Source organism: Acidovorax sp. GW458-11-26-14-TSB4 (assembly GCF_059423865.1).
This window is the reverse complement of sequence record NZ_JBWKYR010000001.1, coordinates 727560-748906: the sequence shown is the minus strand read 5'-3', so window position 1 is coordinate 748906 and position 21347 is coordinate 727560. Positions and strand designations below refer to the sequence as shown.

Here is a 21347-nt window from a genome sequence, read left to right as displayed (position 1 = left end):
TCAGCCCGCCAGGTGCTTGTCGAAGAAGGCCAGCGTGCGATCGCGCGCGGCCAGGGCCGCGGCTTCGTCGTAGCTGCCGCGCTGGTCGCAGTTGAAGCCGTGGTCGGCTTCGTAGATGTGCACCTCCACCTCGGGATGTGCACGCGCGAAGGCCTGCACGCCATCCACGGGGATGTGTTTGTCGCGCTGGCCGAAATGGGCGAGCACCGGCACCTGGGGCGTGCGGCCGGCCTCGGCCTCGCTGGTCATGCCGCCGCCGTAGTAAGGCACGGCGGCCGACAGGCCCTGGAGCAAGCAGGCTGCGCGCCAGGTCAGCAGCCCACCCCAGCAGAAACCCACCACGCCCACCTTGCGGCCGCTGCGCTGGCCCGCGTAGTCGATGGCGGCCTGGATATCCGGCAGCACGCCGGGCGCAGCCAGGCCTTCCACCGCCGCCTTGAGCGCTGCGCCAGCCGATACGTCCTCGGCCGTGTAGCCCAGGTCCACGCCCTGCTGCACCCGGTGGAAGGTGGCGGGCGCCACGGCCAGGTAGCCACGCGCGGCCAGCCGGTCGGCCACGGCGCGGATGTGCGGGTTGACCCCGAAGATTTCCTGCAGGACCACGATGGCTCCGCGCGGTGCCGTGTCGGGCTCGGCCACCCAGGCAGGAAAGACGAAACCGTCGGCGGATTTCAGATCGACAAATTGACCCATGCTGCAACTCCTTGAAGACAAAACCGGACAAAGGGGAAAAGAGGGACGAACCCGGGTCGCAAAGGCCCCGGGGAATGCTGTAATGCCCCATTCTTGCAGGAGACACCGATTTGGACAAAGTTGCATTGATCACGGGAGGCAGCCGGGGCATTGGTGCTGCGACCGCGCTGCTGGCCGCCCGCCAGGGCTGGGCCGTGGCCGTGAACTACCAGGCCAACCAGGCCGCCGCCGAGGCCGTGGTGGCACAGATCGGCGCGCAGGGCGGCCGGGCCATTGCGGTGCAAGGCGACGTGGCCCATGAAGATCAGGTGCTGGCGATGTTCGCCGCCGTGGATGCGCAGCTCGGCCGCCTTACGGCCCTGGTGAACAACGCCGGCGTGGTCGATACCACCCAGCGCGTGGACGAGATGGGCGTGGCGCGCCTGCGCCGCATGTTCGAGACCAATGTGATCGGCAGCATCGTCTGCGCCCGCGAGGCCGTGCGCCGCATGAGCACGCGCCATGGCGGCGCGGGCGGCTCCATCGTGAATGTGTCGAGCGCCGCGTCGCGCCTGGGTTCGGCCCACCAGTACGTGGACTATGCGGCCAGCAAGGGCGCCATCGATGCCTTCACTCTGGGCCTGGCGCGCGAGGTGGCAGCGGAGGGCATCCGCGTGAACGCCGTGCGCCCGGGGCTGATCGAGACCGACATCCACGCCAGCGGCGGCCTGCCTGACCGCGTGCGCGACCTGGCGCACCAGGTGCCCATGCAGCGCGGCGGCACGGCCGAAGAGGTGGCTCAGGCCATCGCATGGCTGATGTCGGATGCCTCGCCCTACACCACCATGAGTTTTCTCGACGTTTCTGGAGGCCGTTGATGGATCTGAAACCGCTCATCACGCTGCTGGCCATCGTGAACCCATTGGCCATCGTGCCCTTCTTCATCCACTACACGCAGGGCTTTTCGGCGGCGCAGCGGCGCGCCACCATCCGCACGGCGGCGCTGGCCTCGTTCTGCGTGATCGCGGCCTGTGCGCTGCTGGGCCTGCAGATCCTGGAGTTCTTCAACATCTCGCTGCAGAGCTTCCAGGTGGGCGGCGGCATGCTGCTCCTGATCAGCGCGATGAACATGCTCAACGCCCAGCCGGCCGAGGCCAAACCCCTGACGAACGAGCTGGAGGAAGGCGTGGAGAAGGCGGCCGCAGGCTCCAGCATCGCCGTGGTGCCGCTGACCATTCCGCTGCTCACGGGGCCGGCCAGCATGTCCACCGTGGTGATCTATGCCGACCGCGCCCAGACCATCTGGCAGCAGGTGGCGCTGGTGGGCTATGGCGTGGTGATCGCGCTGGCCACGGCCGTGTGCTTCTCGCTGGCCGACCCGATCGCGCGCGTGCTCGGCAAGACCGGCATCAACGTGATGACGCGGCTCATGGGCCTGATCCTCGCCGCGCTGGCCGTGGAGGTGATGGCCGACGGCCTGGGCAAGCTGTTCCCGGTGCTGGTGGCGCGTTGATCTTCCCCGCACGCACCATGCCGGCACGCCTGCTGCTGCTGGAAGACGACCCGGCGATTGCGCGCACCGTGGCTTATGCGCTGGAGCGCGAAGGCCTGGCGGTGGCGCACAGCGTGCTGGTGCACGACGCGCGCGCGCAGCTCGCGCGCACCCCCTTCGACCTGCTGGTGCTGGACGTGGGCCTGCCCGATGGCAGCGGCCTGGACCTGCTGCGCGAGCTGCGCGGCGTGGCGGCCACCGCGACCCTGCCCGTGCTCGTGCTCAGCGCGCACGGCGAGGAAATCGACCGCGTGCTGGGCCTGGAACTGGGCGCCGACGACTACCTGGCCAAGCCTTTCAGTCCGCGCGAACTCTCTGCCCGCGTGAAGGCGCTGCTGCGCCGCGCCAGCGTGCAAGGATCAGCGGCCGTACCCCCCGCGGCCCCGGCCCCGCTGTTCCACGACGACGAGGCCGGCCAGCGCATCAGCCTGCGCGGCCAGCCGCTGGCACTGACCCGGCGCGAATACCGGCTGCTCGCCTGCCTGCTGCGCGGCGCCGGCCGCATCCATTCGCGCGACGCGCTGCTCAACGCCGCCTGGGGCGACGACAGCGAGAGCACCGACCGCACGGTGGACACGCACATCAAGACGCTGCGGGCCAAGCTGCGCGAGGCCGATGCCGGCCGCGAGTACATCAGCACCCACCGCGGCATGGGCTACTGCCTGGATGTATAGCCCCCACGCTCCCTCACTGCGTGTAGTGGCTGCCCCCCGGGGGGGCCGCGTTTCGCCTTGGGGCGGCCCGGCGGCGAAACCTCCTGCCTATACGCCCTCACTGCGTGTGGGCGCAACGAGGTAACCCCATGCGCCTGGGCATCCGCCTGCTGTTCGCCTTCTTCCTGATCAACGGCATCGCCGCGTTCTTCGTGCTGCGCGTGTTCATGGCCGAGATCAAGCCCAGCGTGCGCGAGGTGATGGAGGACATGATGGTGGACACCGCCAACATCCTGGCCGAGCTGGCGAGCGACGACCTGGTGGCCGGGCGGCTGGAGAATGGGGCCGTGGGCAGTGCCTTTGCCCGGCATGTGCGCATCTATGCAACCCGCCCCATCGACGCAGCGATCTGGGGCTTTTCCAAGCAGTCGCTGGACTACCGCATCTACGTGACCGATGCCACGGGCCGGGTGCTGTTCGATTCGGAGAACCGCGCCGTGGGCGCCGACTACTCGCAGTGGCGCGACGTGGCGCGCACCCTGCGAGGGGAGTACGGGGCGCGCTCCACCCGTGACGTCCCCGACGACGATGCCAGCGGCGTGATGCATGTGGCTGCGCCCATCTATGCGCCCGGCGGCGGCGCCACTGCAGAGCGCCGCATCGTTGGCGTGCTCACGGTGGCCAAGCCCACGCGCACGGTGCAGCGCTTCATCGACCGGGCCGAGAACAAGGTGCTGGCGAGCGGGGTTTTGCTGCTGGCCCTGTCGGCCGCGGTGGGCGTGGCGGTGACGCTGTGGATGGTGTGGAACGTGCGCCGCCTGCGCGACTATGCGCTCAGCGTGCAGGGGCCGGCCGCTGGCGAACACGACAGCCCACCGACCACGGCGCTCGCCGTGCCCAAGGTGCCGGGAGAGCTCGGCGACCTGGCGCGCGCCATGGACCGCATGCGCGCGCGCCTGGAGGGGCGCGACTACATCGAAGGCTATGTGCGCGCCCTCACGCACGAACTCAAGAGCCCCGTGGCCGCCATCCGCGGCGCGGGCGAGCTGCTGCAGGACGAACTGCCCGCGGCGGACCGGGCCGAGTTCGCCACCCAGGTGGTGCAGCAAAGCGAGCGCCTGCAGCGCATCATCGACCGCCTGCTGGAGCTGAGCAAGCTGGAGCAGCGCCACCATGCCGACGCCCAGGCGCCCGTGGCGCTGCAGGACTGCGCCAACGCCGCCGTGGCCCAGACCCGGGGGCGCGCGGGCCAGCGCGGCATTACCCTGACCGTCGCCGGCAGCGGTGCCAGCGGGCCCTGGGAGCCTGAACTCGTGACCCTGGCGCTCACCAACCTGCTGGACAACGCCATCGACTTTTCCCCCGCCGGCAGCAGCGTGCACGTGGAGCTGGCCGGCACCACGGTGGCCGTGCAGGACAGCGGCCCCGGCGTGCCCGACTACGCCCTGCCCCGGCTGGGCGAGCGCTTCTTCACCACCGCCCGGCCCGGCGGCGAGCGCAGCGGCTCGGGCCTGGGCCTGGCCATCGTGCGGCGCGTGATGGCGCTGCACAGCGGGCAGATGGTGGTGCGCAACACGGCACCGGGGTTGCGGGTGGAGCTGGAGTTTCGCGGCGGCTAAGGCGTCGCGGCCAGCCGGGGCTGGGCGTTCAGGAAGTGGACCAGGTCGCCCACGGTGGTGACCTTGCCGTAGAAGGGATTGCCTTGCGTGGAGGCGAGGTCGCGTCCGGCACGCCGGGCGATGTCCGGCAGCAACGACAGGTCCAGGTCGTCGGCATCCAGGCGCAGGTCCTTCTGAAGCCGATCGGCCACCCGCAATGGAAGCGGAGTACCCCGCGTCGGAAGCCCGGCCTGGAGTTCTTCATACACCGCGCGCACCACCCAGGTGTCGACGCCACGGCAGTCGATGGAGCGGGCGAACTGGCCGATCGATTCCCCCGCGCGCTCCTGCGCCAGCCGTGCGAAGTGCTTTTCGTCCAGCCAGCCGGAGATGGCGACCAGGCCCCACAGCACGATGGCAAAAGCGCACACCGCAAGGGGATGGGCCCAGAGGGTCCAGAGCAATGCGCAGGCAGCAGCCGCCACGAGGGTGCGGCCGCCCCACGTCCATGGAGGGGACTGGCGCGATACAGGGGGCATGAAGCGGGAAGCGCGTCGCATGGCAATCTCTCCGATACACCGCCCAGGGGGGCGTCAGGACCATTCTGCCACCGGCTCCACTTCACACAGACCTCACAAACTTCATCGCCCCCTCACACCCGCCGCCAACACTGGCTCCACATTCATCACACCGTGGAGGACTCTTTGAAACACCCCTTGTTCATCAAACTCGTGGGGCTGGCGGCCATCGTGCTGCTGCTCATGGTCGGGCTGGGCCTGATCGAGGACGTGGTGCGCGACCGCCAGCGCTACCGCAGCATGACGGCGCAGAACATCGCCGACAGCCTGGCCGGTCCGCAGACGCTGATGGGCCCGATGATCCACAGCGCCTGCGTGGAAAGCTGGGACGTGGAGACCGGCAAGGGCGACGAACGCCGCATGGTGGAGCAGCGCCGCGAGTTCTTGCTCACGGCCATGCCCGAACAGCTCAAGCTGAACACCGGTGCCGCCATGGAAGAGCGCGCCCGCGGCCTGCACAAGGTCAACACCTACAACCTCAAGTCGCACATCACCGCCCAGTGGGGCGCGCTCACCAGCCTGCAGCCGCAAAGCACCATCAAGGGCTCGCGCATGAACTGCGGCGCCCCCATCCTGATGCTGGCCGTGGGCGATTCGCGCGGCATCCGCATGGCGCAGATCACGCTGGGCGAGCAGGCGCTGCCGCTCAAGCCCGGCACCTTCCACCCCACCTACACGCGCGGCCTGCACGCCAGCCTGCCCGAGTCGGTGCGCGGCCAGGCCGCAGGCCTCACCGCCACGCTGGACCTGGAACTCGTGGGCACGGAGCGCCTGGCCATCGTGCCCCTGGGCGGCAGTACCGAGGTGCAGATGACCAGCGGCTGGCCGCACCCCTCGTTCTCGGGGCGGTTTCTTCCCTCCGAACGCGAGGTGAAGGACGATGGCTTCTCCGCGCGCTGGCGCCTGTCGTCGCTGGCCACCACCGCCCAGCAGGACATCGCCAACAGCAAGCGCATCTGCGTGAACGGCTACGACAGCCCGGCCGAGTACGCCGCCCCGGGCGGCGGCACCGCAAGCGACTGCGCCGACAGCTTCAGCGTGGCCTTCATCGACCCGGTGAACCCCTACACCCTGGCCGACCGCGCCACCAAGTACGGTGTGCTGTTCATCGCCCTCACCTTCGTGGCGGTGGGCCTGTTCGAGCTGATGAAGAAGCTGCGCGTGCACCCGGTGCAGTACCTTCTCGTGGGCAGCGCGCTGTGCAGCTTCTTCCTGCTGCTGGTGAGCCTGTCGGAGCACCTGTCCTTCGGCATGTCCTACGGCATTGCGGCCACGGCCTGCGTGCTGCTGCTGGCCTACTACGCGAGCCACATGCTGGGCAGCCTGGCGCGCGGCATTCCGCTGGGTGCCGGCATCGCCCTGCTCTACGGCCTGCTCTATGTGCTGCTGCAATTGGAGCAGACGGCGCTGGTCGTCGGCTCGATCGCGCTCTTCCTGGTGCTGGCCGCGGTGATGGTGCTCACGCGCAAGGTGAACTGGTATGGCCTCAACGCCTCGGCAGGTGGGCCGCGCCCGCCGGCACCGCGCCGCGAGCCGCCATCCACCCCGCCGCCTGCCATGCCGCCCGCAACTGCGGGCCTGGCCACACCCCGCCACCAGCCCGGGAGTGCCGCATGACGAGCGCATCCCCAGCCTTGCCCACGGCATCGGCCTGGGCACGGCACCTGGCAGCCCCGGCAAGCCAGCACCCGCTACCGCCCCTGTCGGAGGTCGAGGCCCGCCGCGTGCAGCGCCACCGCGATCAACTGCTGGCCGCGCTGCTGGCCCATGACCGGACGGCGCTGCACACGGCCAAGCAGGCCGTTCTGCGCGCGGCCTATGGTCCGCCGGCCGATGCCGCGCCCCCTGCATCGGCTGCACTGCGCGCTGCGTTGCGCGACCTGTCGTGGCACATGGCCATCCTGCTGCTGCCGCGCCATCCGGCAGCGGCGCAGCAGCTTTGACCTAGGCGGGAACGGCCTGCGCTGTGGAAGACGGGGAGCAGCTCGCACCGCCGCAACCGTGCACCAGCTCGCCCGGCAGCGCCTCGGGCAGGTGCACGGTGCCGGTGGCCGCATCGAAGCCCACGCGGCGCAGGTGCAGGGCCAGCGCCGCGTCCATGGTCTGCGCATGCTGGGGGAACCACAGGGCCAGTTCTCCTGCCATCATGCGCAGCACCTGCAGCTCGCCTTGGGCGGCGCGGGCCGCGCCCTCCCGCATGACCTGCAGCACCACCTTGTGCTGCATGCTGTGGCAGTTGCCCGAGGCAAAGCGCGTGGCAACCATCCAACGGTCCTCCATGCCGAAATGCTGCTCGGTGTGGGCGACCAGTTCCTGCCAGCAGGCCGACAGCTGCGCATCGTCCGCCCCCTCAACCCGTGCCAGGAGTTCGACGAACTCCTCATGCGTTTCATCCATCTGCGGCAGGTTCAATGCCAGTGCGCCAGACCATTCCAGTGCTGCCATGTGCGTTTCCGTTCTTGCGTGGGATCGAACGGCCAGCTTAGGGGCCCGGCGCACGCACGGCCTTGATGCAGGTCAGACACTGCGGTGCGAACTGCCAATGGCAAAGCCCCGCATGCAGCGGGGCTTCAAGGGGCCAGCCACGGCCCGCAAGGGCCCCTGGCGGGCATCCGTGGCTTCAGGCTCAGCTCTGGCCGTACATGCGCTTGGCGTCGTCCACGCACTTGGACTTGGCATCACCGCTCATGGCATCGCAGCGTTCCTTGGCAGCCTTGTAGTTGGCTTCGTTCTTTTCCGCCGAAGCGTCCTTGCGGGCTTCTGCGACCTGGGCGCCCTTCTCGGCGGCGTTGTCGGCAGGCTTGGCGGCGGCCTTGGCCACCTTGGCGTTTTCCTTGGCGGCGGTGTGGGCGGCCTTGGCATCCTTCACACACACGTCCTTGGCGTTGCCCTTCTGGTCATCGCACTTTTCCTTGGCCACTTCATAGTCCGCATCGGCACGTGCCATGCGGGCCTTGTTGGTGGCCTTGTCCGAAGGCTTGTGCTGGGCGTCGAGTTCCGCCTTGGCCACGTTTTCGGCGCCCTTGGCTTCCTTGACGCAGATGTCCTTGGCGTTGTCCTTCATGGTGTCGCAGTTGGTCTTGGCGGCCTTGTAGTCGGCCGAGATCTTGTCCTTGGCGGTCTTGTACTCGGCATCGGTCATGGCCATTGCGGAGGTGGCCAGCAGGCCGGCGGCGACGGAAGCAATCAGGGTGCGGGCGAATTTCATGGTGTTTTCTCCTCGGGTCTCAGGGGTATCTTTTGGGTGTATTGAAAGAATGTGCAACCGGTGCCCGCCAACTGCAGGGCATGAAGCCCTGGAGGGTTCTGGCAAACGGTGCAGCACAATCCAGTCAGTCGTTGAAGCGGAAGTCGGGATGGCGGCTTTGCCAATCGCTGAGCTGCTTTTCAGCCGCATCGCGGGCAATGCCTTGGCGTTCCTGCAGCTTGCCCAGGAACTGTTCGCGCTTGCCATCGATGACGTCCAGGTCATCGTTGGTGAGCTTGCCCCACTGCTCGGTGATCTTGCCTTTGAACTGCTTCCAGTTGCCCTTGATGGTGTCTTCATTCATGGTGCGTCCTCCAAACGTTTCGCTTCAGCCATCCACTCGGATTGCGTGGAACATTTGCGTGATGCGATGGAGTGACTGTAAGAACGGGGTGCACCCGGGCGCGTAGTCCGTACCGTGGACCCGGCGTCGGCGCAGGACTACTGGCATGCCGGACAACCACCCGCTAAGGCGCCTCGGGAGTGTGTGATCGCCGGAAAAGCGGGTGTTGCGGCAATGCATCGAAAAATGCCAACCGCTCACTGTGGAGGCGCCGGCGCGTTTCTTTTGGTAACGCTTACTGGCGAGTAGGGAATGCCAGTTTTGTAGGAGGTTGCCTACACTTCTCTACAAATCTTCACAAAAGTCGCTATGACACACGCCCACGAAGCTACCGATGCGGCGCTGGCAACACCTCTGCCCGCGCACGCACCGTCCTCCTTGTCGCCCGCCGATGCAGCGCCAAGTGCACCGGATTCCGTGGGCTCGCCCTGGCTCCGGGTCTCGGCGGCTGCCGCTGCCAGCGCAGCCCTCGCTGCCTGCGGCGGTGGCGAGGCCGAAGCCGAAGCCCCTCCGGCGCTCCGGCAGGCCGACAACGCGCCCAGCATGCCGCTGCTGGGCGACATGGGCGGCACCGGCTCGTACCGGTCGAACCAGGCGGCGACCCGCACCCCCACGCCCGACGAACTGATGGACTGGGCGGAGATGGTGTTCCCGCAGTTCTTCGACTCCCACCAGGGCACCGTGACCAGCGGCACGCTGGTGTTCCGCTATTACCCAGGCACGCGCACCTACCTGGGTGTGTACCAGGGCAACGTCGTGGTGCTCGGCCCGGCCAGCAACAACGCGGTGGTCAACGTCGGCTCGCTGGCCAGCTTTGGCGACGCGGTGTTCTCCAGCGGCCGGCCGCTCAACGACCCAGAGGCCGCGCGCTTCCTGCTGCAGGCGGGCTTTGCGGCCAGCACGCAGGACATCGCCACGGTCCGCTCCATCGGATTCGAGGCCTGGCTGAATTCTCAGTTCAACGCGCCCATCGGCATCTCGGGCTGGGAGTGGCTCAACCAGCGCGGCTATGCCACGGTCGACAATTCCACCGCCTACTACGACAACACCTACCCGGGCGACTGCATGATCTGGTCGCAGCTCATGACCTCGCCCGACAGCCTGCGCAAGCGTGTCGCGCTGGCGCTGTCGGAGATCTTCGTGGTCTCGCTCTCGGGCCTGGACTTCAACTGGCGCAGCCACGGCATCGCGCACTACTGGGACACGCTGGTCTTCCATTCCTTCGGCAACTTCCGCAACCTGCTGCAGGACGTGTCGCTGAACCCGGCCATGGGCTACTACCTCAACACCCGCGGCAACCAGAAGGAAAACGCGGCCACGGGCCGCCAGCCGGACGAGAACTATGCGCGCGAAGTCATGCAGCTCATGTCCATCGGGCTGGTCATGCTCAACATCGACGGCACCGTGCGCCGCGACGGCTCGGGCCAGCCGATCGAAAGCTACAGCCAGTCCGACGTGACCAATCTGGCGCGCGTGTTCACAGGCTACGACTACAACCAGTCGCTGAACCAGCAGGGTACCGTGCCGGGCACCACCCGCACGGTGCCCAACACGGCGTTCACGCGGCTGCCCATGTCGCTCAATGCCTCGCTGCACTCGAACCTGGCGGTCAACTTCCTGGGTACCAGCATCCCGGCCAACACGCCGGGTGCGGCGGCGCTGGCCACGGCCATGGACACCCTGTTCTACCACGGCAACGTCGGCCCCTTCATCTGCAAGCAGCTGATCCAGCGCCTGGTGACCAGCAACCCCTCGCCGGCCTACGTGGCGCGCGTGGCCACGGTGTTCAACAACAACGGTGCCAGCGTACGCGGCGACCTGAAGGCGGTGGTCCGCGCCATCCTGCTCGATGAGGAGGCGCGCTCCTCCGCCGGCCTCACGCAGCCAGGCTTCGGCAAGCTGCGCGAGCCCATGCTGCGCCTGGTCCAGTGGGGGCGCACCTTCAACATCAGCTCCACCTTCGGCAGCTGGAAGATCGGGGACACCAGCTCCGCCAGCTCGCGGCTGGGCCAGAGCCCGTTGCGCTCGCCCTCGGTGTTCAACTTCTTCCGCCCGGGCTATGTGCCGCCGTCCACCGCCCTGGCCCAGAGCGGCGCCGTGGCGCCCGAGTTCCAACTGGTCAACGAAAGCAGCGTGGGCGGCTACCTGAACTACATCCAGGGCGTGATCCGCAATGGCATCTATGTGAACGCCCCCGACCTGCCCAACAACGGCAGCAACGCGAACAACGGCTACGACATCAAGGCGCTGTACACCCACGAGATGGCGCTGGTGACCGACCCCGATGCGCTGGTCGCGCGCATCAACCTGCTGATGTGCGCAGGCCAGCTCTCGGCGGCCACGGTGAAACTGATCACCGATGCGATCAAGGCCACGCCGGTCACGGCCGCCAGCACCGACAACGTCAAGCTCAACCGCATCGCGGCAGCGATCTTCCTGGTCATGGCTTCGGCCGAGTACCTCATCCAGAAATAAGAGGACTTGCTGCCATGCACCTGCTCCAACCCGAACTGCACACCCGCCGCGCCTTCCTGCGCCGCAGCGGCCAACTGGGCCTGGCCGGCACCGCCCTGCCCTTCGCACTGAACCTGGCCGCCATGGGCGAGGCGGCCGCCTTCACCGCCACCGACTACAAGGCCCTGGTCTGCGTGTTCCTCTACGGCGGCAACGACTACGCCAACACCGTGGTCACCTACGACGACCCCAGCTACCTCAAGTACAGCGCCATCCGGGGCGGCAACGGACTGGGGGGCGGCGGCATCGCCATCCCCAAGGACGCTCTGGGCGCCACCCTGCTCAACCCCACGACCGCCCTGCCGGGTGGCCGCCAGTACGCACTGCACCCCGCCATGTCGGGCCTCACGGGGCTGTTCAACAGCGGCAAGGCCGCCGTGCAGCTCAACGTCGGCCCGCTGGTGGTGCCGCTGACCCGCGCCCAGTACAACGGCTCCAACCGCAGCCTCTACCCGCTTCCGCCCAAGCTGTTTTCGCACAACGACCAGCAGTCGGTGTGGCAGTCGTCCTCTCCCGAAGGCTCGACCATCGGCTGGGGCGGCAACATCGGCGACCTGGCCCTGTCGTCCAACGCCAATTCGCTGTTCACCTGCATCTCGGTCACCGGCAATGCGGTGTTCCTGTCCGGCGATTCGGCGCTGCAGTACCAGGTGAGCACCAGCGGTGCGATCCCGATCAATGGCGCCAAGAGCAGCGTCTATGGCTCTACCGCCGTGCGCTCGGCGCTGACCAGCCTGATCCAGCAGACCAGCAGCCAGACGCTGGAGAACGAGTACAACAAGGTGACCACGCGCGCCGTGACCTCCGAATCGCTGGTCACCACCGGCATCGCGGGCGTGAACCTGGCAACGCCTTTCCCCGCCAACAACAATCTGGCCGACCAGCTCAGGATGGTGGCCCGCCTGATCGGCGCGCGCGGCACCATGGGCACCAAGCGCCAGGTGTTCATGGTCTCGATGGGTGGTTTCGACCTGCACGACAACCTGATCTCCCAGCAACCGGGGCTGATGCAGCGCCTGAGCGATGCGATGACCGCGTTCCACAACGCCACGGTGGAACTGGGCGTCGCCGACAAGGTGACCGCCTTCACCGCATCCGACTTCGGCCGCACGCTCAATTCCAACGGCGACGGCTCCGACCACGGCTGGGGCAGCCACCACCTGATGGTGGGCGGCGCCGTCAAGGGCAAGGCCTTCTACGGCTCGGCCCCGCCGGTCAGCAACACCAACACCGCCGCGCCCGACGACCAGTGGCACGTGGGCCAGGGCCGGCTGCTGCCCAGCACCTCGGTGGACCAGTACGCGGCCACGCTGGCCAAGTGGTTCGGCGTGAGCGCCACCGAACTCGCCGGTGTGCTGCCCAACCTGAGCCACTTCGGCGGCGCCCAATACCCCGTGGACCTGGGCTTCATGAATGCGTGAATGAACACCCCCTGAGTCGCTTCGCGCCTTCACCCCTCTCTCGACTCGCTGCGCGAGTCGGGAGGGGGACGCCCCCAGCGCGGCGGGGCGGCCCTTGCGCGGGGGCACTGGCCTCGGCCGCGCCAGTTTCGTGCGCCGCGGGTGTCGTACAGCGCAATGGACTGCAGACCGAGACACCAAAGACGCCAGCGATTCCGTATCGGCATGATCCCTCGCAGTCTGCCCATAATGCAGCCATGAGCAGCATTCCCAACACAGCCATCCGTCCCCGGGTCGTCATCATCGGTTGCGGATTTGGCGGGCTGGAGGCGGCCCGCGCGCTGCACGGCAGCGCCATCGATGTCACCGTGGTCGACAAGACCAACCACCACCTGTTCCAGCCCCTGCTCTACCAGGTGGCCACGGCCGGGCTGTCGGCGCCCGCCATTGCCGCCCCGGTGCGGCATCTGTTCCGCAAGCAGCCCAATGTGACCACCTTGCTCGGCGAGGTGGAGCGCATCGACATCGCCGCACGCAGCGTGCTGCTGCAGGGTGGCGATGCATTGCCCTACGACCACCTGATCGTGGCGGCGGGCGCCACCCACAGCTACTTCGGCCGCGACGACTGGGCCCCGTTTGCGCCCGGGCTCAAGACGCTGGACGACGCCTTCGAGATCCGCCGCCGCATCCTGCTGGCCTTCGAGGCGGCGGAGCGCGAAGGCGATCCGGCACGGCGAGCCGCCTGGCTCAACTTCGTGGTGGTGGGCGGTGGCCCCACGGGCGTGGAGATGGCCGGCACCCTGGCCGAGATTGCGCGCCACACGCTGCCCGGTGAGTTCCGCCACATCGACCCGGCCAGCGCGAAAATCATCCTGCTCGAAGGCGGCACGCGCGTGCTGCAGGCCATGCCCGAGGCCCTGAGCCAGCGCGCCAAGGAGCAATTGGAGAAGCTGGGAGTGGAAGTGCGCGTGAACGCGCGGGTGACCGCCATCGACGCCACCGGCCTCACCGTGGCCGGCGCCGCACCGGGTGCGGACCCCATGGCGGCGAGCTACGCGATTCCCAGCCAGTGCATCGTCTGGGCCGCCGGCGTGGCCGCCTCGCCGCTCGGACGCCTGCTGGCCGAAGCTACCGGCTGCACCACCGACCGCGCGGGCCGCGTGGTGGTCGAGCCCGATCTCACGCTGGCCGGCCACCCCGAGATCAGCGTGGTGGGCGACCTGGCCGCGGCCAAAAGCCATGTGCCCAGCCAGGAGCCCACGCCCGTGCCCGGCGTCTCGCCGGGCGCCAAGCAGATGGGCCGCGCCGCAGCCGCCAACGTGCTGCGCCGCCTGGCCGGCCAACCCACCCAGCCCTTCCGCTACCGCGACTACGGCAACCTCGCCACCATCGGCCGCAACGCCGCCGTGGTGGACCTCACCTCCCCCATGGGCCCGGTGCGCTTTTCAGGCTATTTCGCTTGGCTGTTCTGGCTCTTCGCCCACGTCTACTTCCTCATCGGCTTTCGCAACCGCCTGGTCGTACTCATGGACTGGGGCTGGGCCTACTGGAGCTTCGCGCGCTACGCGCGCGTGGTGACCGGCATCGAAGGCGCGAAGAACAAGGCCCGGGAATAAGACACGCGGCCTGTGTACACCCGCAGCCCAGGCCAGCGCCCCCGTGCAAGGGCCGCCCCGCCGCACTGGGGGCGTCCCCCTCAGGGGGGATGGCGCCGAAGGCGACTCAGGGGGGAGTCAATACCCAGCGCCAATGGCCAACGGCAGGAAGGCATCCACCGGCCCCAGCACGCCCGGCGCCGTACCCACCTGGGAGTAGCTCAGCTGGCCATTGCTGATGGACAGGATGGTGCCCGTGTCGCGGTAGAAGCGGTAGTACTGGTTGCCTGCGGTCAGCGAAGGCGCGAACGAAGGCTTGAACATGGTGGGGAAGGAGTCTTCCGCATAGTTGAACAGGCGGTCCTCGGCACGCGTGACCACGGCCTTGAAGGGTGCCAGACCGCCGGCCTGGCCCAGGCCGGTGAAGTTCATCACGTAGCTGATCGAACCCGTGGAAGGATCCACCTTGAACAGCTTGTCGAACGCCGCGCCGTACAGGGTGTTGCTGTCGCCTTCGGCCAGGCCGTAGACCGAGGTGGCCAGACCGAAGCTGCCGACGTTGGCCGACTGCTGGTTGTTGCGCAGGTTGACGATGCCCAGCGAATCGTTCTCGCCCGCAAAGAACAGCCGGCCATTGAGATAGGCCAGGTCGCCGGCCGACTGCGCCGGCAGGGTGCCGATCACCGTGGACTGGGCGGTGGTGGGGTTGATCAGGTAGAGGTTCTTGTTGACGGCGGACGCGCCGTACAGCTTGCCGCTGCCGTCGAAGGTCAGCGCGTTGGCAGTGCCGATGCCGTGCTTGCCGATCAGCACGGCGCTGCCATCGGCGGCCAGGCGGTACAGCGAGTTGAAGGTCAGCACGTACAGGGTGCCTGCGGCATCGGTGGCGATATCGGTGATGGAACCATCCACCGAGGGGCGGGACACCAGCGTCAGCGACTTGGCGTCCACATCGACGAGCATGATCTTGCCGCTGTCCTGGACATAGAGCTTGTCGCCGGCCCAGGTGGAGGTGGCGGCAGCAGCGGCGGCCAGGGCGATGGCGGCAGCACAGGCAGAGCGCAGAAGCGATGGCTTGAAGAACATACGGGAAATGACCTCGGCAATGAACGTGGATCGGAGCCTGGGGAGGCGGGGTGGCGCATTGCGCGCCGTCCAGCCGCGCGCCCACGGGCGGGAAAAGGAGAACAACAAAAAGAACAACAACCAAAACGCCGCATGCTGTGGTGAGCTGGGGCCCACCGCAGCAACGTGCACCAGCCGCCTGTGCGGCTGGGAACGTACCGGCGATCCATGCGAAGCCGTGCCGGGCAGTGCCTGCGCTTGCTGGCGGGCTGCCCGGCAAGGGACTTGCGCGGCCCCGAACGGATCGCCAACACGGTCCGGTCCATTATGGGAGAGCACCATGCGCCCGGGCACCCTACCAAAGTAGGGTTTGGGCCGAATACACAAAGTGTTTCAGTCGGGGGCGGGGAAGGCGTATCCGCAAGTTCCCGACGCGGCCCCTGCGCGCCTCAGCGCACCGCTACCTGCTCCAGCCACTCGTCGATGTCGCGTGCCGCTTGGCTGGCCGCTTCGGCGAGTGCCCGCGTGCCGCCTGCCGCATCGGCCGTTGCCGCCGCACGCTGCACGATGAAGACCCGCTGCCCCAGCAGGTTCTCACCCAGCGGGGTCGGTTCGGCGACGGTGGCACGCAGGCGCACCAGGCCCGCGCTCTCGGTCGCGCTGCTGAAAACCTGGCTGAACTCTTCGAGTTCCAGGCGCAGCACGGTGGGGCGCTTGTTCGCCACACGGGCCTGAACGGCCGCATCGCTGGTGTTCAGGATGGCCCGGCGCAGGCCCAGGTGCTCGCGCACACGCTGCCCTACAAGCACGGCCGGAGGCTGGCTCCAGCGCGCCGTCGCATAGGGGCGGGGTTGCTGGGCATCGGCATAGCCGAGCCGGTAGAGCACGGAGGTGCTGCTCTCGGGCATGCCGGTGGCTTCCACATCGGCCAGGGCCAGCGGCGGCAGCGGCGCCCGGCGGTCGCTCGGCGCCGTGGCCATGGCACCGGGGCCGAAGTCGTACTGCACTGCGCGCGTGGGCGGCCCAGGCAGGGCCGAGCAGGCGGTCAGCAGCACGGCGGCGGCAGCGCACGCCAGGGCGGCGCTCCTGCGAACCGGGCGGCCCGGGTGGGTACGTTGGGTATCCAGCATGGCGATGTACTCCTTGAATTCCTCGAACAGCGCCCTCAGCGCGCGGCAGCTGGTGCGGCAAAGCCCTCTTCGCCCGGGCCAGGGGGGATGCGGCCCGAGCCATAGATGAAGGACTGCGGGTTGTCGCTCACGCTGTTGGCCGCCCGGCCGATCTGGCGCGCCGTGCGCGACAGCTCATCGGCCGCGCGCGTGACACGTGGCAGGGTGTTGGAACCCAGCGCGTCGGCCGCGCGCGTGAGCGCCTGCGTGCCCTGGGTGATCTGGTCGATGGCCCCGCCCTCGGCAGCCAGCCGCTGGTTGGTGGCGCTGATGCCCGCAGCCATGTCCGATACGCTGGTGCCGGCCTTCTGCAGCGACTGCAGGGTCTGGCGCGCATCGCCGGTCAGCGCGGGCAGGGATGCCAGTGCCGGGTCGAGGCGGGTCTGCACCGTGGTATCGAGCCGCTTGGTGAGTGCATTGACGCTGCCGGCCGCCTGGCCGATGTTGCCGATGGCCTCGGTCAGCAGCTTCTGGTTGTTATCGCCCAGCAGCTGGTTGATGCGGCGCGTGGCCTCCTCCACCTGGCCCAGGATGGCCGGCGCCTGCTCGGCCAGGCGGCCGAAGGGCGAGGGCTTGAGCGGCAGGCGCGGCAGCCCGCTGGGGCCAGGCGGCAGCTCGGGATAGGGCGACGCGGCATCGTCGAGCTGCACATGGGCCAGGCCTGTGACGCCCTGGTAGCCCAGCACGGCGAAGGTATTGGGGCTGATGGGGGCCTGCTCATTCACGGCAATGCGGATCAGCACATTGCCATTGACCTGCGGGTCGAAGCCGATGCGCGTGACCTTGCCCACGGCCACGCCCTTGTAGCGCACGGTGGCCTGGGGCTGCAGGCCGCTGACGCCATCCTTGGTGGACAGCTCGTACTGCTCGTAGTTGGCGTTGTCGCGCGTGAGCCAGATCGCCAGGCCCGCCAGCATGGCGGCGACCACGATGACGAAGATGCCGGCGGCAAGTGCATGGGATTTGTTTTCCATCAGGCGTCCTTGGAAATCGGGGTGGGGGCCGCCGAGGGCGGCTGCTCGCGCACGCCTGCCAGGGGGGCCATGGCACGCTGGCCACGCTCACCCATGAAGAAGTGCTCGATGAAAGGGTGTTTGAAGCGCGCCACCTCGGTCGGTGGCCCGCTGACGATGACCTTCTTGTCGGCCAGCACGGCCACGCGGGTGGACAGCGCGAACAGGGTGTCGAGATCGTGCGTGACCATCACCACCGTGAGGCCCAGCGCCGCATGCAGCTCGCGCAGCAGCGCGCAGAACTCGTCCGCGCTGTTGGGGTCCAGCCCGGCCGTGGGCTCGTCGAGCAGCAGCAGCGGCGGGTCCATGATCAACGCGCGCGCCAGGGCCACGCGCTTGACCATGCCGCCAGACAGGTCAGCCGGCATGCGACTGGCATGCTCGGGCTTGAGGCCCACCATCTGCAGCTTGACCAACGCCGCATCGCGCACCAGATCGGGCGGCAGCGTGCCCTGCTCGCGCAGCGCGAAGGCCACGTTGTCGAGCACGTTGAAGGCCGAGAACAGCGCACCGTGCTGGAACAGCATGCCTACCCGGCTGGCGGCACCGGCGCGCCCCATTTCGGACGCCGGCCGGCCGAGCACGGTGACCGTGCCGCGCGCGGGCCTGGCCAGGCCCAGGATCTGGCGCAGCAGCACCGTCTTGCCAGTGCCCGAGCCCCCCACCAGCGACAGCATCTCGCCGCGCTGCACGGTGAACTCCAGGTCCTGGTGCACGGCAAAGGCTTCGCTGCCCTTGCCGAACACGCTCCACAGGCCTTTGACTTCGACCACAGGCGGCGTACCCGCAGGCACGGCCAGGGCCTGGGGCCTGTTGGCAGGGGAAACGGCAGAAGCGGTATCCGTCATGGCCATGGCGTCAGATCCCGATGCTCTTGAAGGCGATGGCGAACAGCGCATCCACGATGATGACCATGGTGATGGAGGTGACCACCGAGGCCGTCGTGCCCTCGCCCAGGCTCTGGGTGTTGGGCTTGACGCGCAGGCCCCAATGGCAGCCGATGAGCGCGATGCAGGCACCGAACACCACAGACTTTGCCATGGCCAGGGTGAGGTTGCCCACCTTCACGGCGGCCGGCAGGGCCTGCACGAAGTAGGCCGGCGAGATGTCCATGGCGACGTCGGCCGCCAGCATGCCGCCGGCCAGCGCCGCCAGCGTGGTCCACACGCTGATCAGCGGCATGGCCAGCGCCAGCGCCAGCGTGCGCGGCATCACCAGGCGAAAGCCGTGCGGAATGCCCATCACGCGCATGGCATCGAGCTCCTCGGTCACACGCATCACGCCGATCTGCGCGGTGATGGACGAACCCGAGCGCCCGGCCACGAGGATGGCCGCGAGCATGGGCCCGAGTTCGCGGATCAGCGAGATCCCCAGGATGTTGACGATGAACGATTCGGCGCCGAACTGGCGCAACTGCAGCGACATCAGGTACGCCAGCACCACCCCGATCAGGAAGCCGACCAGGGCCGTGATGGGCAGGGCCGTGGCGCCCATGCGGTACAGATGGCCCGACACGTCGCGCCAGGGCCCGCGCTGGGGCGCGCGCGCCAGGCGCAGCAGGTCCAGCATCAGCTGGCCCACCATTTGCAGCATGTGGCGCGCATGGTCCACGCCGTGCAGCACCAGGAGGCCCAGGTGGTCCACCTCGCGGGCCAGGCGCCAAGGCTCGGGTGGCGGCGGTTCGGCCACGGTGAACTCGGCCACGCGCTCCAGGATGTCGCGCTGGATGTCGGTGAGCGCCAGGCGTTCGGGCCAGGCGCGGCCCCAGTGGTTCCAGAGGAGTTGCGCACCCACGTGGTCCAGCCACTGCAGTTCGCGCAAGTCCCAGCCGATCCCTGCACCGGCCTGTTGTGCGTGCAGCTGGGTGGACAGTGCCTTCCACTGGCGGCGCGTGCCCAGCTCCGCAGCGCCCCACCGGCCATGCAGCAGCACCCCCGGGCCTTCGGGGGTGTCGGTGTGGTCGATGCGCGGGGCAGGATCGGTCATGAAACGGGCGGCGCAAGCCACCGGGATGGGGGTAGGGGAAGCATGGTAGCGGAGCCGGTGCCCCGCAGGTAGGACAAGCCCTTGCGTGCAAGCACGACACGGGCCCGAATGCTTGCAATTATTATCAAATTGCTTGCAATCGCAACCGCGGCAAGCCATGTGAGCTACAAATTTACTAGCAAGCCGCGTTTACCCCCTCGACACCGCCGGCACCGTCCGCACAATGGCGCCGACCCTTCCGATCAACCTGCGCCAGCCCTTGCCACTCCGTTATTCCCCATGAGCGACACCACGTTTGACCACATCATCATCGGCGGCGGCACAGCGGGCGCCCTGCTGTGCAACCGCCTGAGCGCCGACGGCCGCAAGCGCGTGCTGCTCATCGAGGCGGGCCGCAAGGATGATTACCACTGGATACACATTCCCGTGGGCTACCTGTATTGCATTGGCAACCCGCGCACCGACTGGCTCTACAACACAGAGCCCGATGCGGGCCTGAACGGCCGCACCCTGCGCTACCCGCGCGGCAAGACGCTGGGCGGCTGCAGCAGCATCAACGGCATGATCTACATGCGCGGCCAGGCGCGCGACTACGACCAGTGGGCCGAGCTCACCGGCGATGCCAGCTGGCGCTGGGACAATGCCCTGCCGTACTTCCGCCGCCACGAGGACCATTGGCGCCTGGACCAGCCCGGCGATGTGAACGAAAACTTCAAGCGCCTGCACGGCAACAAGTCCACCGGCAGTACCGGCGAGTGGCGCGTGGAGAAGCAGCGCCTGCGCTGGGACGTGCTGGATGCGTTTTCCAAGGCCGCGCAGCAGGCCGGCATCCCGGCCACCGACGACTTCAACGGCGGCAGCAACGAGGGCGTGGGCTATTTCGAGGTCAACCAGAAGAGCGGCTGGCGCTGGAACACGGCCAAGGCCTTCCTGCGCCCCACCTGCTATGGCCGACCCAACTTCGAGATGTGGACCAATGCGCATGCCACCCAGCTCATCATCGAGACCCGGCCGGACGGTACGCGCCGCTGCACGGGCGTGAAGGTCTGGGATGGGCACGAGATGGTCACGGCCCATGCCACCGGCGAGGTGATCCTGAGCGCGGGCGCCATCAACTCGCCCCAGTTGCTGCAGCTGTCGGGCATCGGTCCGGCTGCGCTACTGCAACGCCATGGCATCGATGTGGTGCAGGACCTGCCGGGCGTGGGCGCCAACCTGCAGGACCACCTGCAGATCCGCGCGGTGTTCAAGGTCAACGGCGTGCCCACGCTCAACGCCATGGCCAGCTCGCTCTGGGGCAAGGCCAAGATCGGGCTGGAGTACGCGATGAAGCGCAGCGGCCCCATGAGCATGGCGCCATCCCAGCTCGGCGCCTTCACGCGCAGCGACCCTGGCCAGCCCTGGCCCAACATCGAGTACCACGTGCAGCCCCTGTCGCTGGACGCCTTCGGCGAACCCCTGCACAGCTTTCCGGCCTTCACGGCCAGCGTCTGCAACCTCAACCCCACGAGCCGCGGCACGGTGCACATCAAGAGCGCGGACTTCAAGGCCGCACCGGCCATCGCGCCCAACTATCTGAGTACGCCGGAGGACCGCCAAGTGGCCGCCGACAGCCTGCGCGTCACACGCCGCATCGTCGCCCAACCAGCACTGGCCGCCTACCAGCCCGAGGAGTGGAAGCCCGGCGCGCAGTTTGAGAGCGACGAAGACCTGGCGCGCCTGGCGGGCGACATCGCCACCACCATCTTCCACCCCGTGGGCACGACGCGCATGGGCCGGGCCGATGACCCCATGGCGGTGCTCGATTCGCAACTGCGCGTGCGCGGCATCGCCGGCCTGCGCGTGGTGGACGCAGGCGCCATGCCCACCATCACCAGCGGCAACACCAACTCACCTACGCTCATGCTGGCCGAAAAAGCCGCCGAATGGATCCTGGCGGCTCAGGCGAAAGCATGACCTCCA

20 protein-coding genes are annotated in these 21347 nt (G+C 68.3%); 10 read left to right on the top strand and 10 right to left on the bottom strand.

Translation table 11 applies throughout. From position 1 onward, the window contains the following. Positions 1–693 (bottom strand): dienelactone hydrolase family protein, encoded by a 693-nt coding sequence (locus AC07X5_RS03520; RefSeq protein ID WP_494769076.1) that lies wholly within the window; start codon positions 691–693, stop codon positions 1–3. A gap of 110 nt (positions 694–803) precedes the next feature. Between AC07X5_RS03520 and AC07X5_RS03515 the strand changes: the two genes are divergently transcribed. From AC07X5_RS03515 to creC, 4 genes are all read left to right on the top strand, one after another. Continuing rightward, entirely contained in the window at positions 804–1550 is a 747-nt protein-coding gene (locus tag AC07X5_RS03515; RefSeq protein WP_494769075.1) for an SDR family oxidoreductase, read from the top strand. After that, the gene (locus tag AC07X5_RS03510) at positions 1550–2185 is read left to right on the top strand and encodes a MarC family protein (RefSeq protein ID WP_409960845.1); all 636 of its coding nucleotides are present in this window, start codon (positions 1550–1552) and stop codon (positions 2183–2185) included. Before AC07X5_RS03515 ends, AC07X5_RS03510 begins: the two co-directional genes overlap by 1 nt. A gap of 17 nt (positions 2186–2202) precedes the next feature. Further along, complete coding sequence (locus tag AC07X5_RS03505; RefSeq protein ID WP_494769074.1) at positions 2203–2898, top strand: winged helix-turn-helix domain-containing protein; 696 nt, start codon at positions 2203–2205, stop codon at positions 2896–2898. A 128-nt stretch (positions 2899–3026) separates the two neighbouring features. Further along, on the top strand, positions 3027–4496 hold the full coding sequence (creC, locus tag AC07X5_RS03500) for a two-component system sensor histidine kinase CreC (RefSeq protein ID WP_494769073.1): 1470 nt from the start codon (positions 3027–3029) through the stop codon (positions 4494–4496). Here the strand turns inward: creC and AC07X5_RS03495 are convergent. Further along, positions 4493–5035 (bottom strand): hypothetical protein, encoded by a 543-nt coding sequence (locus tag AC07X5_RS03495; RefSeq protein ID WP_494769072.1) that lies wholly within the window; start codon positions 5033–5035, stop codon positions 4493–4495. The genes creC and AC07X5_RS03495 overlap by 4 nt on opposite strands. A 144-nt stretch (positions 5036–5179) precedes the next feature. On the opposite strand from AC07X5_RS03495, the gene creD reads away from it, so the two are divergent. Both creD and AC07X5_RS03485 read left to right on the top strand, forming a co-directional pair. Further along, entirely contained in the window at positions 5180–6670 is a 1491-nt protein-coding gene (creD, locus tag AC07X5_RS03490; RefSeq protein ID WP_494769071.1) for a cell envelope integrity protein CreD, read from the top strand. Then, the gene (locus AC07X5_RS03485) at positions 6667–6996 is read left to right on the top strand and encodes a hypothetical protein (RefSeq protein ID WP_494769070.1); all 330 of its coding nucleotides are present in this window, start codon (positions 6667–6669) and stop codon (positions 6994–6996) included. The genes creD and AC07X5_RS03485 overlap by 4 nt, the downstream gene beginning before the upstream one ends. Position 6997: 1 nt before the next feature. Here the strand turns inward: AC07X5_RS03485 and AC07X5_RS03480 are convergent, their stop codons facing one another. From AC07X5_RS03480 to AC07X5_RS03470, 3 genes are all read right to left on the bottom strand, one after another. Next, the gene (locus AC07X5_RS03480) at positions 6998–7498 is read right to left on the bottom strand and encodes a hemerythrin domain-containing protein (RefSeq protein ID WP_494769069.1); all 501 of its coding nucleotides are present in this window, start codon (positions 7496–7498) and stop codon (positions 6998–7000) included. 181 nt (positions 7499–7679) lie between these two features. Beyond that, positions 7680–8261: a hypothetical protein gene (locus AC07X5_RS03475; protein WP_494769068.1), complete on the bottom strand. Its 582-nt coding sequence runs from the start codon at positions 8259–8261 to the stop codon at positions 7680–7682. A gap of 124 nt (positions 8262–8385) precedes the next feature. Beyond that, positions 8386–8604, bottom strand: a complete 219-nt coding sequence (locus AC07X5_RS03470; protein ID WP_007851196.1) for a CsbD family protein — start codon at positions 8602–8604, stop codon at positions 8386–8388. Between the two features lie 348 nt (positions 8605–8952). Here AC07X5_RS03470 and AC07X5_RS03465 point away from each other — a divergent pair, with 348 nt between their 5' ends. From AC07X5_RS03465 to AC07X5_RS03455, 3 genes are all read left to right on the top strand, one after another. Then, positions 8953–11118, top strand: a complete 2166-nt coding sequence (locus AC07X5_RS03465) for a DUF1800 domain-containing protein (RefSeq protein ID WP_494769067.1) — start codon at positions 8953–8955, stop codon at positions 11116–11118. Between the two features lie 14 nt (positions 11119–11132). Further along, entirely contained in the window at positions 11133–12578 is a 1446-nt protein-coding gene (locus AC07X5_RS03460) for a DUF1501 domain-containing protein (RefSeq protein ID WP_494769066.1), read from the top strand. Between the two features lie 236 nt (positions 12579–12814). Next, positions 12815–14173, top strand: a complete 1359-nt coding sequence (locus tag AC07X5_RS03455) for an NAD(P)/FAD-dependent oxidoreductase (protein WP_494769065.1) — start codon at positions 12815–12817, stop codon at positions 14171–14173. 117 nt (positions 14174–14290) lie between these two features. On the opposite strand, the gene AC07X5_RS03450 is transcribed toward AC07X5_RS03455, so the two are convergent. The 5 genes from AC07X5_RS03450 to AC07X5_RS03430 all read right to left on the bottom strand — a co-directional run bounded on the left by AC07X5_RS03450 (position 14291) and on the right by AC07X5_RS03430 (position 19385). After that, entirely contained in the window at positions 14291–15238 is a 948-nt protein-coding gene (locus AC07X5_RS03450; protein WP_409960855.1) for an NHL repeat-containing protein, read from the bottom strand. 428 nt (positions 15239–15666) lie between these two features. Then, on the bottom strand, positions 15667–16347 hold the full coding sequence (locus AC07X5_RS03445; RefSeq protein ID WP_409960856.1) for a hypothetical protein: 681 nt from the start codon (positions 16345–16347) through the stop codon (positions 15667–15669). 35 nt (positions 16348–16382) lie between these two features. Then, positions 16383–17360, bottom strand: a complete 978-nt coding sequence (locus tag AC07X5_RS03440; protein ID WP_409960857.1) for an MlaD family protein — start codon at positions 17358–17360, stop codon at positions 16383–16385. After that, positions 17360–18247, bottom strand: coding sequence for an ABC transporter ATP-binding protein (locus tag AC07X5_RS03435; RefSeq protein WP_409960858.1), 888 nt, complete (start codon positions 18245–18247; stop codon positions 17360–17362). The genes AC07X5_RS03440 and AC07X5_RS03435 overlap by 1 nt, the downstream gene beginning before the upstream one ends. A gap of 10 nt (positions 18248–18257) precedes the next feature. Continuing rightward, positions 18258–19385 carry an MlaE family ABC transporter permease gene (locus tag AC07X5_RS03430; RefSeq protein ID WP_494769064.1) on the bottom strand — a complete coding sequence of 376 codons (1128 nt, stop codon included), beginning with the start codon at positions 19383–19385 and terminating at the stop codon, positions 18258–18260. A 279-nt stretch (positions 19386–19664) separates the two neighbouring features. Between AC07X5_RS03430 and AC07X5_RS03425 the strand changes: the two genes are divergently transcribed. Then, positions 19665–21341, top strand: a complete 1677-nt coding sequence (locus tag AC07X5_RS03425) for a GMC family oxidoreductase (protein WP_494769063.1) — start codon at positions 19665–19667, stop codon at positions 21339–21341. Positions 21342–21347 lie beyond the last annotated feature (6 nt).